This is a genomic window from Burkholderia sp. Ax-1720 (genome assembly GCF_011753035.1).
Lineage (GTDB): Bacteria > Pseudomonadota > Gammaproteobacteria > Burkholderiales > Burkholderiaceae > Burkholderia > Burkholderia gladioli.
The window spans coordinates 1-17,234 of record NZ_VWWK01000150.1 but is presented as its reverse complement, the minus strand read 5'-3'; the positions used below and the strand labels follow the sequence as shown (position 1 = coordinate 17,234).

General features: G+C 70.8%; 17 protein-coding genes. 11 read left to right on the top strand and 6 right to left on the bottom strand.

Annotated elements, in window-relative coordinates:
- Positions 1–78 precede the first annotated feature (78 nt).
- Positions 79–1,203, bottom strand: coding sequence for a TIGR03118 family protein (locus F3J18_RS28605; RefSeq protein ID WP_013697262.1), 1,125 nt, complete (start codon positions 1,201–1,203; stop codon positions 79–81).
- 485 nt (positions 1,204–1,688) lie between these two features.
- Between F3J18_RS28605 and F3J18_RS28600 the strand changes: the two genes are divergently transcribed.
- Together F3J18_RS28600 and F3J18_RS28595 are read left to right on the top strand one after the other, a co-directional pair.
- Complete coding sequence (locus tag F3J18_RS28600) at positions 1,689–2,294, top strand: superoxide dismutase (protein WP_185767469.1); 606 nt, start codon at positions 1,689–1,691, stop codon at positions 2,292–2,294.
- Positions 2,295–2,320: 26 nt separating this feature from the next.
- A complete protein-coding gene (locus F3J18_RS28595; protein ID WP_025099683.1) occupies positions 2,321–2,860 on the top strand; it encodes a DUF3455 domain-containing protein in 540 nt (179 codons plus the stop codon).
- 49 nt (positions 2,861–2,909) lie between these two features.
- Here the strand turns inward: F3J18_RS28595 and F3J18_RS28590 are convergent, their stop codons facing one another.
- Positions 2,910–3,503: a GNAT family N-acetyltransferase gene (locus F3J18_RS28590; RefSeq protein ID WP_036029892.1), complete on the bottom strand. Its 594-nt coding sequence runs from the start codon at positions 3,501–3,503 to the stop codon at positions 2,910–2,912.
- 179 nt (positions 3,504–3,682) lie between these two features.
- A complete protein-coding gene (locus F3J18_RS28585; RefSeq protein WP_166915516.1) occupies positions 3,683–4,114 on the bottom strand; it encodes a PRC-barrel domain-containing protein in 432 nt (143 codons plus the stop codon).
- Positions 4,115–4,478: 364 nt separating this feature from the next.
- On the opposite strand from F3J18_RS28585, the gene F3J18_RS28580 reads away from it, so the two are divergent.
- From F3J18_RS28580 to F3J18_RS28555, 6 genes are all read left to right on the top strand, one after another.
- Entirely contained in the window at positions 4,479–5,087 is a 609-nt protein-coding gene (locus tag F3J18_RS28580; RefSeq protein ID WP_166915514.1) for a hypothetical protein, read from the top strand.
- Positions 5,088–5,248: 161 nt separating this feature from the next.
- Positions 5,249–6,346: a Ku protein gene (locus F3J18_RS28575; RefSeq protein ID WP_166915512.1), complete on the top strand. Its 1,098-nt coding sequence runs from the start codon at positions 5,249–5,251 to the stop codon at positions 6,344–6,346.
- A 26-nt stretch (positions 6,347–6,372) separates the two neighbouring features.
- Positions 6,373–9,039: a DNA ligase D gene (gene ligD / locus F3J18_RS28570; protein WP_166915510.1), complete on the top strand. Its 2,667-nt coding sequence runs from the start codon at positions 6,373–6,375 to the stop codon at positions 9,037–9,039.
- A 198-nt stretch (positions 9,040–9,237) separates the two neighbouring features.
- Entirely contained in the window at positions 9,238–9,882 is a 645-nt protein-coding gene (locus tag F3J18_RS28565; RefSeq protein ID WP_166915508.1) for a TetR/AcrR family transcriptional regulator, read from the top strand.
- A gap of 224 nt (positions 9,883–10,106) precedes the next feature.
- Positions 10,107–10,493, top strand: coding sequence for a VOC family protein (locus tag F3J18_RS28560; protein ID WP_036034251.1), 387 nt, complete (start codon positions 10,107–10,109; stop codon positions 10,491–10,493).
- Between the two features lie 111 nt (positions 10,494–10,604).
- The gene (locus F3J18_RS28555; protein WP_036034222.1) at positions 10,605–11,270 is read left to right on the top strand and encodes an O-methyltransferase; all 666 of its coding nucleotides are present in this window, start codon (positions 10,605–10,607) and stop codon (positions 11,268–11,270) included.
- Positions 11,271–11,334: 64 nt separating this feature from the next.
- On the opposite strand, the gene yghU is transcribed toward F3J18_RS28555, so the two are convergent.
- Complete coding sequence (yghU, locus tag F3J18_RS28550) at positions 11,335–12,198, bottom strand: glutathione-dependent disulfide-bond oxidoreductase (protein WP_166915506.1); 864 nt, start codon at positions 12,196–12,198, stop codon at positions 11,335–11,337.
- A gap of 484 nt (positions 12,199–12,682) precedes the next feature.
- On the opposite strand from yghU, the gene F3J18_RS28545 reads away from it, so the two are divergent.
- A complete protein-coding gene (locus F3J18_RS28545; RefSeq protein WP_025099693.1) occupies positions 12,683–13,696 on the top strand; it encodes an NAD(P)-dependent alcohol dehydrogenase in 1,014 nt (337 codons plus the stop codon).
- A 114-nt stretch (positions 13,697–13,810) separates the two neighbouring features.
- Here F3J18_RS28545 and F3J18_RS28540 read toward each other — a convergent pair whose 3' ends face one another.
- Entirely contained in the window at positions 13,811–15,322 is a 1,512-nt protein-coding gene (locus F3J18_RS28540; protein WP_166915504.1) for a CoA-acylating methylmalonate-semialdehyde dehydrogenase, read from the bottom strand.
- A gap of 137 nt (positions 15,323–15,459) precedes the next feature.
- On the opposite strand from F3J18_RS28540, the gene F3J18_RS28535 reads away from it, so the two are divergent.
- The gene (locus F3J18_RS28535; protein WP_025099696.1) at positions 15,460–16,416 is read left to right on the top strand and encodes a LysR family transcriptional regulator; all 957 of its coding nucleotides are present in this window, start codon (positions 15,460–15,462) and stop codon (positions 16,414–16,416) included.
- 13 nt (positions 16,417–16,429) lie between these two features.
- Here F3J18_RS28535 and F3J18_RS28530 read toward each other — a convergent pair whose 3' ends face one another.
- On the bottom strand, positions 16,430–16,828 hold the full coding sequence (locus tag F3J18_RS28530; protein ID WP_166915502.1) for a nuclear transport factor 2 family protein: 399 nt from the start codon (positions 16,826–16,828) through the stop codon (positions 16,430–16,432).
- An 81-nt stretch (positions 16,829–16,909) separates the two neighbouring features.
- Here F3J18_RS28530 and F3J18_RS28525 point away from each other — a divergent pair.
- Positions 16,910–17,234, top strand: a 325-nt coding sequence (locus tag F3J18_RS28525; RefSeq protein ID WP_166915500.1) for a LysR family transcriptional regulator, incomplete at its 3' end; no start/stop codon positions are given.

Here is a 17,234-nt window from a genome sequence, read left to right as displayed (position 1 = left end):
CCGCGAGGCGCGCGCGTCGATGCCGCCCGGGTGGCGCCGGACGCGCCGCATGGCGGGCAGCCCGGCGCGTCGCCCAGGTCACGGCGTGACGTCGATGCGGCCGTAGACGCCGGTGGTCGGCGTCGGGCCGGCCGCGTAGAACAGCGTGTTGCTCGGCTGGTTGGCGGCATTGTTGCCGAACGACATGCCCCAGATGCCGGCCTGCTTGAAGGTCGAGCCGTCCGGGTTCGGCAGCGCGCCGATCAGCGCGTTGCTGTTCGGGTCGAACACGTCGACGGTGCCGTCGCCGAAGTTGCCGACCAGCAGGTCGTTGCTGGCCGAGCCGAAGTTCGACGGCGCGATCACCATGCCCCACGGCGAGTTCAGCGTGCCGCCGGTGGCGATGCGCTTGACGAAGTTGCCGGCCGTGTCGAACGCGTCGACCACGCCGTTGCCCGCGCCGTTGACCTGGGTCTTGCCGTTGCTGCCGAGCACCGCGTACGAGACGTAGACGGTATTGCCGATCGCCGCGATGCCGAACGGCGAGAAGCCGGCCGGCAGGTTCGGGTCGACGAACTTGCCGACCAGGATCTTGTTGAAGGCGCGGTCGAAGGTGTCGACCTTCTTGTTGTGGAAGTCGGTCGCGTAGATCACGTTCGCGCCGCCGTTCACGCCGATCGCGAGGCCCTTGTAGACCGCGCCGCCGGTGCCGTCGTCATAGGCGTTGACGGCCTGGGTCGGCAGCACCTTGGGCGACCACGCGGCGATCGTGCCGGCGTCGGTGGCCCACATGAACACGGCATTGCTGGCCGCGCCGCCGTTCGCGCTGATCTGGAAGTCGGCGGCGGTCTTGTTGAACACGATGCCGGTCGGGCCCGCGGCGGTGCCGGCGGCGTTCGCCGGGATCGTCACCACCAGCGATTGCGGCACGCCGTTGCCGTCATAGAGCGTCGACAGGTGCGTGTTGTTGTCCGACACCCACATCACGCCGGTCGGGTTGAACGCAATGCCCCAGCCGTTCTTCAGGTTCGGGTCGATGTTGGCGGCGGTGGCGCTGCCGTCCGACACCAGGGTGGTCGACTTGAACTGGGTCTTCAGCGCCGGCGGCGGCGGGGTGGTGCTCGCGGGCGGGGTGCTGTTGTCGTCTCCGCCACCGCATGCGGCGAGCGTGAAGGCCGTGACGGCGGCCAGCGCGGCCAGGGCTGCAATGCGTTTCACTTTCATGATGGATTCCTGATGGATAAGTTGGGCTACCGGTCCGGCCGGGCACGAATCGGCCGGACAGACGCAAGGACGGCGCGGGCCTTTCGGGCCACCGTGTCCCCCGACATCGGCTGCGGAACACGCGTTCGTCGAGTGCAAAACACGAGGCGCCGGAATTTATTCCATCGTGTTTCCGGGTGTCGGCGAGGTGTAAAGAAATGCGCCGGCGATGCAAAAAATCGACGCGATCCTATGGAATAGCGGCACGAGATCGGGTGTTCTGGGGATATCGGACGCACCGCAGGCCAAACCGGCGCGCCCGGCGCTCAACCCACACATACGAGGTCCTGGCCATGCTGAATTCGAATCTTTCGCGTCGCCGCCTGCTGGGCGGCCTGTCCTTCGCCTCGCTCGGGCTCGCGCTGTCGCGCGTGGCCTTCGGCGAGATGTCGCGCGCCGAGACGGCCGGCGCCGGCGCGCCGGTGCTGCGTACCGTGCCGGCCTTCCTGGGCAGCTCGCCGCAGACGCTGCCGCCGCTGCCCTATGCCGAGAACGCGCTGGAGCCCACCATCTCGGCGCGCACCATCGGCTTTCATTACGGCAAGCATCACCGCGCCTACTTCGACAACCTGCACAAGCTGCTGGCCGGCACGCCGCTGCAGCAGGCTTCGCTCGAACAGGTGATCATGCAGTCGCACGGCGTGCCGGAGATGGCCGACGTGTTCAACAACGCCGCCCAGGCCTGGAACCACAACTTCTACTGGAACTCGCTGGCACCCGAGGCGAGCGCGCCGAGCGAGAAGCTGAAGGCCGCGATCGAGCGCAAGTTCGGCTCGATGGAGGCGCTCACCAAGGCGCTGGTGGCCACCTCGGCCTCGCAGTTCGGCAGCGGCTGGGGCTGGCTGGTGCTGGACGGCGGCGAGCTGGCGGTGGTCAAGACCGGCAATGCCGAGACGCCGTTCACGCGCGGCGCGGCGCCCTTGCTGACGGTCGACGTCTGGGAACACGCCTACTACCTCGATTACCAGAACCGCCGCCCCGACTACCTGGTCGCGACGGTCTCGCGTCACCTGAACTGGGCGTTCGCCTCGGCGAACTTCGAGCGCGTCTGAGCACGCGCGATCCTGAGGAAGCAGCGATGTCGAAACCAATCCTGAAAACCGGCGCCTCGGCGCTGTTGGCCGCGGCGGCGATGCTCGCGCTCGGCGCCTGCGCGATGGCGCCGACGGCCGGCGCCACGCCGGCCGTGGCGGGCGCCTCGATCGAGCCGCCCGCGGGCCAGCAACTGGCGGCGCTCGAAGCCTCGGGCGTGCAGATCTACAGTTGCGAGTTCAATGCGCAGCATCAGCTGCAATGGAGCTTCAAGCGCCCCTCGGCGATGCTCTACGACGCGAGCGGCAGGGAAGTCGTGCTGCACGGCGCGGGGCCGTCCTGGGAAGCCGGCGACGGCAGCCGCGTGGTCGGCCGCGTGCTGGCGCAAAAGCCCAGTGATACGCCGGGCAGCATCCCGCAACTGCTGCTGGAGACGCACGGCACTGGCGGCGCGGGGATGCTGGCCGAGGTGCGCTACGTGCAGCGCCTGAACACCGTCGGCGGCCTGGCGCCGAGCGCGCCTTGCGCCAGCGAGCACCAGGAGGGCAGCACGCCCTACCTGGCTCGCTACGTGTTCTATCGTTGATCGGGAAACGGGCGCGGCCGCCGGCTGGAGCTGCCGCGCGGCGCGCGGCTCAGCGGCCGGCCAGGTCGCTCAACGAGGGCGTCGCGGCCGCGACGGGGCGAGGGTCCCTGGCGAGCAGGCCGTAGATCGCGCTGTCCGATACATCGTCGCCGACCTGCCAGCGCTCGCGCAGCAGCCCCTCGCGCACGAAGCCGAGCCGTTCCAGCACGCGCGCCGAAGCCTCGTTGCGCGGATCGATGTCGGCCTCGAGCCGGCGCAGTCCCACCGTATCGAAGGCGTGGTCGAGCAGGGCCGATCCCGCCTCCGTCATATAACCGTTGCGCCAGCAACGACGTTGCAGCGAAAAGCCGATCTGCGCGCGGCGGCATTGCGCGTCGTGATCGAACAGGCTGCAGTCGCCGATCGGCTCGCCGGTCGCCAGCAACTCCACCACGCACACCAGATCCTCGCCATGGGCCGAGCGCGCCGCCAGGCGCGAGGTGCGCTCGATCGCCTGGGCGGGATCGGTCATCGGCGGGAACGAGAAATAACGCATCGCATCGGCATCGGACCACAGCGCGAAGCCGGCGCGCCAGTCGTCCTCGCGCATCGGGCGCAGGCGCAGCCGGCGGGTGGTGATGGTCACGGGTTCGAATGCCGGCATGGCGGTCTCGCGAGGGTAAAAAAAGCGACCTTACACGATTCGCCGCGGCATCGGCACGCGAGCTTGAAAGCGCGCGAAGGCGCAGCCGTGCCGGCTCCGCATCAGGGGCCGGCGCGCCAATGCTTCGCATCGGCCGACAGCGTTACGCATGCCGGCGGTCGATGCGCCCGGCGATGCCTTCAGGCCGGCTTGCCGAAATGCCGGTCGACGGCGGCGACCCATTTCTCGTGTTGCGCGGCGGAACCGCCTTGGTTGTCGAAGGGCGGCGCGGCCAGCACGCGTTCGGCGGTCGCCGCGACGGCCAGTCCCTGGCCTTCGGTGTCGGCGGACAGCGCCTGCCAGGGGATTGCGATCACGCGGTCCGGATGGCCCTCGGCGGTGGTGACCAGCACGTGCGTGATGCGCCCGTGGCCGAGGTCGAGCAGCACGTCGCTGACATGGCCGACATCGGTGCCGTCGGTGGCGCGCACGCCCACGCCCTCGAAACGGTGGCCCGGGATCGGATGCTCGCCGCTCGGGGCCTGGCCGTGGAAGCGGACCAGCGGCCCGCTGGGGGGGCCGCTCGACGCTTCCTTGGGCGTATCGGTCGAAGCTGGGGTGTCGGTTTTCATCGCGGTTCCTCGATAAGGGCGCGGGCGGCTCCCATGACGGGCTGCCGCACCGCAACGGAAAGGGGCGGATCGGCGGGACGCGGCAAGCCGTCGACGGGGACCGATCCGAACCGGTCGAACATGCTTCGATTCGCAATCCGCATGCCATCGGCGCGCCGCCCGGTTGCCGTCGCGGCCACACCGGGCTCTGACCTTTTTACAAGCGCATGCAGCTTTTTCGCGCCGGGCGGGCGGGGATCGCGGGTGCCGGCGTGGAAGGGCGCGGGCGCGTCACGGCGCGTCGGCGGCACGGGGCTTGCGGCAATCGGGGCCAGGCGGGCTTGGCATCGTCTTGCGGGCCGGCATTTGTTCTTCGGAGGGCATCATGTTTCACGGCAAGGCCAGACATCGCGGTGTGCACGAATTGCTGTACCAGGCGTTCGAAGCCGAACTCGGCGGCGCCCAGGTGTATCGCGCGGCCCTGTCCTGCGTGCACGATCCCGCCCTGCACGAGACCTGGGAGCGCCATCATCGGCAGAGCCTGCACCACCAGGACATGCTGCGCGCGATCTTCCGCGGCCTCGGGCTCGACGAACTGATCCAGACGCCGGGTCGGCTCGCGGTGGCCGAGACCGGCAAGGCGCTGGTCAACGTGATCGAGCTGGCGCGCCGCAACGCCTCGCCGGCGGATGCGCAGATCATCGCCGCCGAATGCGTGCTGCTGGCCGAAACCAAGCGGAACCTGAACTGGGAATTGATCGGCCGGGCGGCGGAGCAACTGTCCGGCGACGCGGCCAGCTTACTGAGGGAGGCGCACGATGCGGTGGCAGCGCAGGAGGATCATCGTCTGTATCGCACCCGGGAATGGGCGCGCGGCATGTGGCTCGCCGCGATGGGTTTCCCGGCCGTCCTGCCGCCGCCCGAGACGGGGCGCGACGGCGCGCCCGCGGCCGATGCGGCGCAGGCTGCACGCGCGCGCGGCGAGATGATGTAGGCCCGGGCCGGCGGCGGCGGCGGCGGCGGCGGGGCGGGCGAGCGCGGCGTGTCGCGCGAGTGTGGATGGCACGCGGCTTGCGTTGGCTTGCGTCGTATCGATGCTCGATCGCGATGCGGCCGGCGCGGCGCTCGCGGTCCCACCACCTACAGGAGCCGTGCATGCCGTCGATGATATGGAAGGGCGCGGTCAGCTTCGGCCTGGTCCACGTGCCGGTGCAACTGGTGCCGGCCACGCGCACCGTCAAGCCCTCGTTCCGGATGCTCGATCGCCGCTCGATGGACCCGATCGGCTACCGTCGCGTCAACAAGCGCACCGGCCGCGAGGTCGCGCACGACGATATCGTGCGCGGCTACGAATACGAGAAGGAACGCTACGTGGTCCTCAGCGACGAGGAGATCCGCGCGGCCAATCCCGAGTCGACGCAGAGCGTCGACATCCTCACCTTCGTGGAGGCCTCGGCCGTCTCCTTCCTCTATCTCGACACGCCTTATTACCTGGTGCCGGACCGCCATGGCGAGAAGGTCTATGCGCTGTTGCGCGATGCGCTGGTCGAGACCGGGCGGATCGGCATCGCGCTGGTGGTGATGCGCGACCGGCAGCACCTGGCCGCGCTGATCCCGGTGGGCCCGGTGCTCGCGCTCGACACGCTGCGCTGGCAGGACGAGTTGCGCCCGCTCGACGAGCTGCGGGTGGGCGGCAAGCGCGAACGCGGCGAGAGCCTCAGCGCGAGGGAGCGCAAGATGGCGCAGAAGCTGATCGAGGACATGTCGGGCGACTGGCAGCCCGACGAGTATCGCGACACGTTTCGCGAGGACATCCTCGCCCTGGTCGATCGCAAGGTGAAGGCGGGCAAGTCGAAGACCATCGAGACGCCGCACGAGACTCGTCCGTCGACGGCGGGTTCGAACGTGCTCGACCTGACCGAGCTGCTGCGGCGCAGCCTCGGAGGTGGTGGAGGGCGTCGCGGCTCGGCTCGCGATGGCGAGGCAGGGGAGGCGGCGCCGCGCAAGCGTGCCGGCAAGGCGGCGGGCGCGGTGAGGAACGGCAAGGCCACGAAGGCCACGAAGGCAACGAAGGCAACGAAGGGCGCCGCCGCGCGCAAGTCGGCTGCCAAGCCCATCGCGGCAAGGAAATCGACCGCTTCGAAATCGAAGCCGACCGCCGCCGGTAGCGCGAAACGCAAGGCGAAGACCGCCGGGCCGACGGCGACGCGCAAGAGCGCGGCGGCCGGCACCGGCCACAAGCGCGCCGCCTGAGGCACGCGCGAGGAGGATCGCCACCGATGGCCAGCAAGCTCGCCGAATACCAGCGCAAACGCCGCTTCGACGCGAGCCCGGAACCGGCCGGCAAGCGCGGCGCCCAGGCGCGCCCGCGCCACGATTCCGAGCGCGAGTTGCACTTCGTGGTGCAGGAGCATCACGCGCGGCGCCTGCATTACGACTTCCGTCTCGAACTCGACGGCGTGCTGAAGTCCTGGGCGGTGCCGAAGGGGCCGAGCACCGAACCGGCGGAGAAGCGGCTCGCGGTGCATGTCGAGGATCACCCGCTCGACTATGCCGGCTTCGAGGGCGAGATACCGCCCGGCCACTACGGCGCGGGCAGCGTGCGCATCGACGACCAGGGCATCTGGCGGCCCGATGGCGGTATCGCCGGCGCGCGGCGCGGCTATCGCGAGGGCAAGCTCAGTTTCGAACTCGAGGGCCACCGTCTGCATGGACGCTGGTCGCTGGTGCGCACGCACCTTCCCGAGCGCAACGGCAAGTCGTCGTGGCTGCTGATCAAGGCGCGCGACGAGCAGGCGGGCTCGCCGGGCGGCGAGCGCATCAAGGCCGCGCGCAAGCAGCCGGCCACGGCGGCGGCCAAGCGTGCCGGCGAGCGTGCCGAAACGCATGACGAGAAGCATGCCGAGAAGCATGACGAGAAGCGCGGCGCACCACCGCCACGCGGCAAGCGCGCGGCGGATCGCGCCGGCCGGCGCGAGGCCCTGCCGGCCACGCTCGCGCCGCAGTTGGCGACGCTCGTGGCCGCGCCGCCCGAGGGCGAGGACTGGCGCTACGAGATGAAGTTCGACGGCTATCGCGTGCTGATCCGCATTGCCGGCCGCGGCCGCCGACGCTCGGTGCAGGTGTTCACGCGCGAGGGCAAGGACTGGAGCGCGAAATTCCGCCGGCAATGCGCCGCGCTCGCCGACCTGCCGGTGAACAACGCCTGGCTGGACGCCGAGGCCGTGGTGCTCGACGCGCGCGGCCTGCCCGATTTCGGGGCCCTGCAGCAGGCGCTGTCGGCCGGCGAGGACGCCGCCATCGTGTTCTTCGTGTTCGACCTGCCCTTTCTCGATGGCCGGGCGCTGGCCGACCTGCCGCTCGATACGCGCCGCGAGCGGCTGGCGGCGTGTTTCGGCGACGCGGGCGGGCAAGCCGTGCAGCTTTCGCCGACGCTCGAGGGCGAGCCGGCCGAGCTGCTCGCCGCGGCGGCACGGGCCGGCCTCGAAGGCCTGATCGGCAAGCGCGCCGACAGCCCTTATCGCGCCGGGCGCGGCGCGTCGTGGATCAAGCTGAAGTGCCGCCAGCGCCAGGAATTCGTGATCGGCGGCTTCAGCGAGCCGCGCAGCAGCCGCAGCGGATTCGGCGCGTTGCTGCTCGGCGTGCACGAACGGCCCGCGCAAGGGCGTCGCCGCGCCGGCGAGCTGGCTTATGTCGGCCGCGTCGGCACCGGGTTCGATCGGCGCGCGCTCGACGCGATCGCGGCCAGGCTGCGAAAGATCGAACGCAGCGACGCGCCGTTCGCGGTGCCGCCGGCCGAACGCGGCGACGCGGTGCACTGGGTCGAGCCGCGGCTGGTGGCCGAATGCGAGTTCGCGGGCTGGACCGCCGACGGCCTGGTCCGGCAGGCTGCCTTCATCGCCTTGCGCGAGGACAAGCTGGCCGGGCAGATCGTCAGGGAAACGGCCGCGCCCGCCGGCGGGCAACCGACAGGAGGCAGGATGAGGACCGATCATCAGGCGCCGAGCTCGCGCTCGCGCGGCAAGGCCGCGAACCGCGCCACCGGCAGGAACGACGACGCCACGGTGGCGGGTGTGCGCGTCACGCATCCCGAGCGCGTGGTCGATACCGAGAGCGGCCTGCGCAAGATCGACGTGGTCCGCTATTACGCGGCGATCGCCGAGCACCTGCTGCCGCAGCTCTCGGGACGGCCGGTTTCGCTGGTGCGCTACATGAAGGGCATCGACGGGCCGTCCTTCTTCCAGAAGCACGCGGGCCCGCGCGGCATGGGCTTCGTCACGCGCCACCCCGGCCTCGATCCCGGGCACGACGCGCTGATCACGCTCGACGATCGCGAGGCCCTGGTCGGCGCCGCGCAGTTCGACGCGCTCGAATTCCACACCTGGAATGCCTGCGTGGACCGCATCGAGCGGCCCGACCGGCTGGTGTTCGACCTCGATCCCGACCCGGCCTTGCCGTGGCGCGCGATGATCGAGACGGCCCAGGCGCTGCGCGCGCTGCTCGACGCGCTGGGGCTGCCGTGCTTCTGCAAGACCAGCGGCGGCAAGGGCCTGCACCTGGTGGTGCCGATCACGCGCCACGCTTCCTGGGACCAGGCGCGCGATTTCTCGCAGGCGGTGGCGCAGCACCTGGCCGGCGTCGCGCCGGAGCGTTTCTCGGCGAAGATGGGCGCGCAGAACCGCAAGGGCCGCATCTTCGTCGACTACCTGCGCAACGGGCGCGGCGCCAGCACGGTGGCGGCCTGGTCGGCGCGGGCGCGGCCGGGGATGGGCGTGTCGGTGCCGATCGATTGGGATGAACTGCCCGGTACCCGCGGCGGCGCGCAATGGACCATCGCCGAGGTGCCGCAGCGGCTGGCCTCGCTGCGGCGCGATCCCTGGGACGGCTACGAGGCGGCGCGCCGGCGGCTCACCGCGGCCATGCGCGAGCGCCTGGGCAAGCTCTGAGCGGCGGCGCGGCGCCGGCTGGCGACGGTGTTCCGCGCCGGAATTCGCCGCGCGGCCGGCTCTGGGCCTGTCTTGAGTCCGCTTTGAGCCCGCCTCGAGCGGTGCCCGCTTCGTACCCCGCCTTGAGCCCGCCTCCAACCCCGCCGGCGCTCGCGCCTTTGTACAATGCGCGAATCCCGTCCCCGCCCGCGCCCGCCGATGACCGACCGCCCCCGCCGTCCCCGCCTGCAACCGCGCAAGAACCCGACCCAGCCGCGCGCGGCCGGGACGGTCGCCGCGATCGTCGAGGCGGCCGCGCAGGTGCTGGAGACGCGCGGCATCGAGGGCTTCAACACCAATGCGGTGGCCGAGCGGGCCGGCGTCAGCATCGGCTCGCTCTACCAGTATTTCCCCGGCAAGGACGCGCTGACCGTGGCCCTGATGCAGCGCGAGACGCAGCGCTTCGTCGAGGACATGGACCGGGCGATGGAGGAGCCCGACGGCATGGTGGCGCTCGGCCTGCTGATCGGCGCGGCCGTGCGCCAGCAGTTGCAGCGGCCGATGCTGGCGCGCCTGCTCGACGAGCAGGAGGCGAGCCCCGCGCTGCGCGACGCGGTGGACTGCGACGGCATGGACACGCCGGTGGCGGCAATCCTGCGGCGCCTGCTGCCGGCGGGCGATGCGCGCGCCGCGCATGCGGCCGTCGATCTGGGCGAGATCATCCACGTCATGGTCGACAGCGCCGGCGCGCGCGGCGAGCACGACATCGCCAGCCTCGAGACGCGCCTGCGCGCCGCCGTGTTCGGTTATCTGAGGGAATTGGGCTTGCTGCCCGCTGCCGCGCCGACCGGGCCTTCGGCCTGACTACGCGCGGCTCGACCCGCCGAAATGTGAGCAAGCGCGGCCGGCACGCTCCGGCCGATTCGCCCAAACCCCGCCACGGCGCGGCTCGCGGGCCGCTTCGGCGCGCCGCCGCGATGCGAGTAGCCGAATGTGAGCGCGGGCTCGTATTCTGATCGTCATCGGCAGCTGGCATTGGGGCCAGCGCCCGTACCCCGAGCACGATCATGAACGACTTCACCCACCGCATGAAACTGAACCACCTGAGCTTCCCCTCGGCCGACGCGACGGCCACGGCGGCCTTCTTCGAGCGCCATCTCGGCTTCACCATCTCCGGCACCTGGGACCGCTCCTACATCCTCAAGCGTCCCGGCTTCGACGTGGTGATCGAACACGCGGCCGACGAGGTGCCGGCCTGGCCCCGCAACTTCCACGCCGGTTTCGAGCTGCCCGACCTGGCAGCCGTCACGGCGCTGCGCGCGCGGCTGGTGGAAGCGGGCGTGCCGATGGAAACCGACATCTTCAACAACGGCCGCGGCTCGCGTTTCTTCTGCCGCGCGCCCGGCGGCGTGATGTTCGAACTGAACACGCGCGACGACGCCTCGCCCGAGTATCGCGGCAGCTTCGACGACTGAGTCGCGCCGACCTCCATCGAATCGCGGCCCGTCGCCGGATCGATTCGTCATCCTACTGATCGGGCGCGGTGCCGTCGCGCATCGCGCCCTCCCGACCGGAGTGATCCATTCATGAGCACCCTGACCACCGCGCCGCTCGCACCGCTGCTCGAACGCCTGTTCGCCGAAGCCGATGCCGCCAGGCCGCAGATGAGCCGCGCCGTCGCCGAACTGCCGCCCGGCGAACTGACGCGGCTGATGCAGAGCAAGACCGAGTACCTCGATTTTTATGCGCGCCTGAAGGACCTGCCGCTGCCGGTCTCGCGCGAGACCGGCATCCTGCTGTACCAACTGGCGCGCGGCGCCGGGGCGCGCCATATCGTAGAGTTCGGCACCTCGTTCGGCATCTCGACGCTGCACCTGGCCGCCGCGCTGCGCGACAACGGCGGCGGCCGGCTCGTCAGTTGCGAGTTCGAGCCCTCGAAGATCGAGCGCGCACGCCGCAACCTGGCCGAGGGCGGGCTGGCCGACCTGGTCGAGATCCGCGAGGGCGATGCGCTGCGCACGCTGGCCGCCGACCTGCCCGAGTCGATCGACCTGGTGCTGCTCGACGGCGCGAAGTCGCTGTATCCCGCGGTGCTGGCGCTGCTGGAAAGCCGGCTGCGTCCCGGCGCCTTCGTGATCGCCGACAACGCCGAGCACAGCCCCGAGTATCTCGAGCGCGTGCGCTCGCCCGCGCAGGGTTACCTGTCGACGCCTTTTGGCGGCGACGTGGAACTGTCGCTGCGGCTCGGCTGAGCGGGGGGCGTCTCGGCGCCGATCCCTGGATCGACGCCGTGCCCGGATGATGCCCGGGCGATGCTTAGGCGCGCGTCGCCGGCGCGAAGCGGTCCAGGTCGGCGCTGCTGTGACGCTCGTGCTGCTGCTCGGCCTCGTCGCCGCGCGCGCGATTGACGTGGCGCCCGCGCTTCACCGCCGGGCGTTCCCGGATCTCCTCGGCCCAGCGCAGCAGGTGCCGGTACTGTTTGACGTCGAGGAATTCGGCGGCGCCGTACAGGTCGCCGAGCACCAGGCCGCCGTACCACGGCCAGATGGCGATGTCGGCGATCGTGTAGCTGTCGCCGGCGATGTAGCGGCGCTCGGCCAGCAGCTTGTCGAGCACGTCGAGCTGGCGCTTGGTTTCCATCGTGAAGCGGTCGATCGGGTATTCGAGCTTCTCCGGCGCGTAGGCGTAGAAATGCCCGAAACCGCCGCCCACATAGGGCGCCGAGCCCATCTGCCAGAACAGCCAGTTCAGCGTTTCCGCGCGCGCGGCCGCGTCGCTCGGCACCAGCGCGCCGAACTTGTCGGCGAGGTACAGCAGGATCGAACCCGATTCGAACACGCGCACCGGCTGCGCGCCGCTGCGATCGACCAGGGCCGGGATCTTCGAGTTCGGATTGATGCCGACGAAGCCGCTGCCGAACTGCTCGCCGTCGATGCGGATCAGCCAGGCGTCGTATTCGGCGCCCGCGTGGCCCAGCGCGAGCAATTCCTCCAGCATCACGCCGATCTTCACGCCATTGGGCGTGGCCAGCGAATAGAGCTGCAGCGGATGCTTGCCGACCGGCAGTTCCCGTTCGTGCGTGGCGCCCGACACCGGGCGGTTGATGTTGGCGAACTGGCCGCCCGAAGGCGCGCGAGGGGTCCAGACGGCGGGCGGGGTGTAGGCGGAATCCTGGCTCATGCGATGTTCTCCGGGAAAGGCGGCAAAGCAGCAGTAAACGGGACGAGGGCAAGGCGGCAACGGCGGCCCGCGCGCGGGGCGGGCATCGAGCGTGGCGCGTCGGCCGACGGGGCCGATCGCGCGCCGGATCGTTACTGTAGTCGGGTTTCGCCGATCTCGCCGAAGGCCGCGCGAAAGCCCCTTGGCGCGGTACGGGATGGGAGGTCGCGCCGGGCGCGCCGAGCCCCGCGCGACGCGGCTCGGCAGGCTGCGCGCGATTTCCGGTTGGCAGCGGGGCGCCCGGGAGGCGATCATTAGGCCCTTGCCGCAAGCGCGGCGAAGCGTGCCTCGAAGCGGGGCGCCGTGCCTTCGCCGCGTCGTGCCGTTCGTGCCACTTCGTGCCACTTCGTGCCATTTCGTCAACCGAACCCCAGGAGCCTCGCATGTCCACGCTCATCCAGCCCGTTTCGCTTCACGCCCGCCACGCCGCGCAAGGGAGGCCGGCATGAAGGCCGCCGTCCTGCGCGCACCGGGCGGCCTCGAACGCATCGAGATCCGTGACGTGCCGGATCCGGGCGCGCCCGGCCCGGGCCAGGTCCGCGTCGCGCTGCATGCCACCTCGCTCAACTTCCACGACCTGCTGGTCGCCAAGGGCGCCATCCCGACCGAGGACGGCCGCGTGCTGATGTCGGACGGCGCCGGCGTGGTGGAGGCGGTGGGTGAGGGCGTGACCGAATTCCAGCCCGGCGACGCGGTGGTCTCGCTGTTCTTCCCGCATTGGGTGGACGGTGCCGCCTACCCGGCCGTCGGCGATTTCGCCGGCACGCCGGGCGACGGCGTCGACGGTTTCGCCACCGAGGTGGTGGTGCGCCCGGCCGGCGCCTTCACGCACGCGCCGCGCGGCTGGCGTGCCGCCGAGAGCGCGACCCTCACCACCGCCGGGCTGACCGCCTGGCGCGCGCTGGTGGGTGACGGCGCGCTGAAGGCCGGCGACACCGTGCTCACGCTCGGCACCGGCGGCGTCTCGATCGCCGCGCTGCAGATCGCCCGCGCGATGGGCGCGACCGTGATCGTCACCTCGTCCTCGGACGAGAAGCTCGAAAAGGCCAGCGCGCTCGGCGCGCATCACACCATCAACTACCGGCAGACGCCGGCATGGGGCGCGGTGGCGCGCGAACTGACGGGCGGCCGCGGCGTCGACCACGTGCTCGAACTGGGCGGGCCGGGCACGCTCGCGCAATCGATCGAGGCGGTGCGCGTGGGCGGCCATATCTCGCTGATCGGCGTGCTCACCGGCATGCAGGGCGAGGTGCCGACCGCCGCGCTGATGGCGCGCCAGGCGCGCCTGCAAGGGCTGATCGTCGGCAGCCGGCGCCAGCAGCAGGACTATGTGGCCGCGCTCGAGCGCACCGCGATCCGTCCCGTGATCGACCGCAGCTTCGCGTTCGGCGAACTGGCCGAGGCGTTCCGCTGGCAGGAGCAGGGCGGGCACTTCGGCAAGATCGTGGTGGAGTGGTGATGGCTTGAGGGCGGGGCGGCGACGCCCTGGCCGAGATGAGGAAAGGCCGGCAAGTTCGCTTGCCGGCCTTTTTCGTTGCGAGCTGCGCGAGCCCGAACAATCGCCCTGGAAGTCTTACTTCGCGGTCGGCATCGCGAACTCCGCGCCCTTCTCGATGCTCTCGTTCCAGCGCTGCATGATCGACTTCTGGCGCGTGTAGAAGCGCACGCCTTCCTCGCCGTAGGCGTGCATGTCGCCGAACAGGCTGCGCTTCCAGCCGCCGAAGCCGTGCCAGGCCATCGGCACGGGGATCGGCACGTTGATGCCGACCATCCCCACCTCGATGCGGCGGCCGAACTCGCGCGCCACGTGGCCGTCGCGCGTGAAGCAGGCCACGCCATTGCCGAACTCGTGGGCGTTGATCAGGTCGATCGCCTCGCCCATGTCCTTGACGCGCACGCAGGCCAGCACCGGGCCGAAGATCTCTTCCTTGTAGATGCGCATCTCGGGCGTGACGTGGTCGAACAGCGTGCCGCCCGTGAAGAAGCCGTGCTCGTGGCCTTGCACCTTGTGGCCGCGGCCGTCCACCACCAGCTTGGCGCCTTCCTCGACGCCCAGGCCGATATAGCCTTCGATACGCTCCAGCGCCTGGCGCGTGACGATCGGGCCCATTTCCGACTCGGCGTTCATGCCGTCGCCAATCTTCAGCGTGCGGGCACGCTCGGCCAGGCGCGGCACGATCTTGTCGGCCACGTCGCCCACCAGCACCGCCACCGAGATCGCCATGCAGCGCTCGCCGGCCGAGCCGTAGCCGGCGCCGATCAGCGCGTCGACGGCCGCGTCGAGATCCGCGTCGGGCATCACCACCATGTGGTTCTTGGCGCCGCCCAGGGCCTGCACGCGCTTGCCGTGCTTGGCGCCGGTCTCGTAGATGTAGTTCGCGATCGGGGTCGAGCCGACGAAGCTGACGGCCTTGACGTCGCGATGCTCGAGCAGCGCATCGACCACTTCCTTGTCGCCCTGCACCACGTTGAAGATGCCGTCCGGCAGCCCGGCTTCCTTGAGCAGGCCGGCCATGAACAGCGCGGCCGAAGGGTCGCGCTCGCTGGGCTTGAGGATGAAGGCGTTGCCGGCGGCGATCGCCACCGGGAACATCCAGCACGGCACCATGCAGGGGAAGTTGAACGGCGTGATGCCGGCCACCACGCCGAGCGCCTGGCGGGTGGTCCAGTTGTCGATGCCGGTCGAGACCTGCTCCGTGTAGTCGCCCTTGAGCAGTTGCGGGATGCCGCAGGCGAACTCGATCACGTCGATGCCGCGCGAGACCTCGCCCTGCGCGTCGCTGAACACCTTGCCGTGCTCGGCCGTGATGATCGCGGCCAGCTCGTCGCGGCGCTGGTTCATCAGTTCCAGGAAGCGCAGCATGACGCGCGCGCGGCGGATCGGCGGCGTGTTGCTCCAGCCGGTGAAGGCCTGCTTGGCCGACGCGACCGCGGCGTCCACGTCGCGCGTGTCGCCCAGGCGCAGCGTGCGGGCGATGTCGCCGGTGGCCGGGTTGTAGACGGGCTGCGAGCGCTGGCCGTGGCCGGCGGTGCGCTGGCCGCCGATGAAGTGTTCGACGTCGCTGCGATCGTTGTAGGCGTTCATGGGCTCCTCCAGGATGTCCAGGGTAAGGCGGTTCGATGTCTGGCAGTGTAGGAGCCCGGCCGGGCGATGGATATACACTGTCGGTGAAATCATTGTTTAAAAAACTGAACAATCATCCGACCGATCCACGATCCATCATGCCGAGCGAATCCATCGAAAGCCTGTGGGCCCACCTGCACTGGCTGACCGTGCTGGCCGACCAGGGCAGCTACACGGCCGCGGCGGGCCGCCTGGGCGTGAGCAAGGCCGCCGTGAGCCTGAAGATCGCCGAACTCGAGCGCGCCGCCGGCGTGCCGCTGGTGCAGCGCACCACGCGCAGCGTGCGGCTCACCGAGGCGGGGCGGCATCTGGTGGACGAGACGCGGCCGCTCTACGATCGCATCGCGCAGAGCTTCTCCGGCGTGCGCGATACCGCCGAGGTGGTGCGCGGCAGCCTGCGCGTGAGCGCGCCGGTGGCGCTGGCGCGCCAGCAACTGGTGCCGCGCCTGGCCGAGTTCCGGCGCCGCCATCCCGAGGTGCGGATCCAGCTCGACGTGTCGGATCGGCTGGTGTCGCTGGCCACCGAGGGTTACGACCTGGCGATTCGCCACAGCGCCTCGGCGCCCGAGACGCACGTGGCCTGGCAGCTGTGCCGCACCGTGTCGCTGCTGGTGGCCACGCCCGCCTACCTGGCCGCGCGCGGCCGGCCGGGCCATCCCGACGAACTGGCCGGTCACGATTGCCTGTTCTATCCACGCAGCCACGATTCGGCGGCCTGGACCTTCGAGCGCGCCGGCACGCGCCGCCAGCGCGCCGCGCGCGTCACGGTGCCGATCGCCGGGCCGTTCTGCGCCAACAACAGCGAGGTGCTGCGCGACGCGGCGCTCGACGATCTCGGCATCGCGCTGCTGCCCGATTTCTCGGCGGTGGCCGCGCTGCAGGCCGGCACGCTGGTGCGCGTGCTGCCCGAGTGGCGGCCGGTGGGCGTGTTCGCCGAGCAGTTGCTGGCGGTGCGGCCCTACGCGACGCATGTGCCGCGCGTGGTGACGGCCTTCGTGGCCTATCTGCGCGAGGCCTTCGCGCAGGGGTTCGGCGAGGCGGGCGAGGGCGCCTGAGCGCGGCGCCGGATCAGGAGAACTGCGTGCCGACCGCCTCGCGGATCGGATGCGTGTCGTAGACGATCACCAGCTCGGCGATGCGCGCCTCGGCATCGAAGCCGAACACATCGACACAGCGGAACGGTGCCGCCGCGCCGTCGCGCAGCACCCAGTCGTACTGGAAATAGGCGGTGGCGTGAGGCGAGCCGGTCGTGCTCACGGCGATGTCGAGCAGGGTGATGCGGCTCGGGCTCGAAGCGGCGAACAGTTTCGGATAGAAGTCCGCCGGCGCGGCGGTGCCCGCGAGCGGCGAGACGACCCGCGCGCCGGGCGCGAACAGCGCGAGCAGGGCGGCCGCGTCGCCGCGCTCCAGCGCGCCCAGGTAAGCGCGGATTCTCGCCGTGTATAGTGCTGCCGAAGCCTGTTCCATGTCCCGTCTCCTTCGCTCGAGCGGCCTTCGCGGCCGCGGGATCGCGACCGGAGCCGAAGCCGCGACGATAGCGAAACGGCCATGTCCGAACCATCGAAAAATCCGCAAGCCGGGTATGCCGCCGATGCATACCCGCTGGCCGCGCTCACCCGCTCCCTGCCGCCGCTGCCGGCCTACCAGGCCTTCGTGGCGGCCGCGCGGCTCGGCAGCGTGAGCCGCGCCGCCGAGCATCTGTGCCGCACGCAGGGCGCCGTCAGCCGCCAGATCCAGCAGCTCGAGGCGCATGCCGGCCATGCCCTGTTCCTGCGGCACGCGACCGGGCTCAGGCTGACCGCCGCGGGCGAGGCGCTGCTGGCCGTCGCGAGCCAGGCGCTGGCGCTGCTGGGCGCGCAACAGGCGCCGGCCG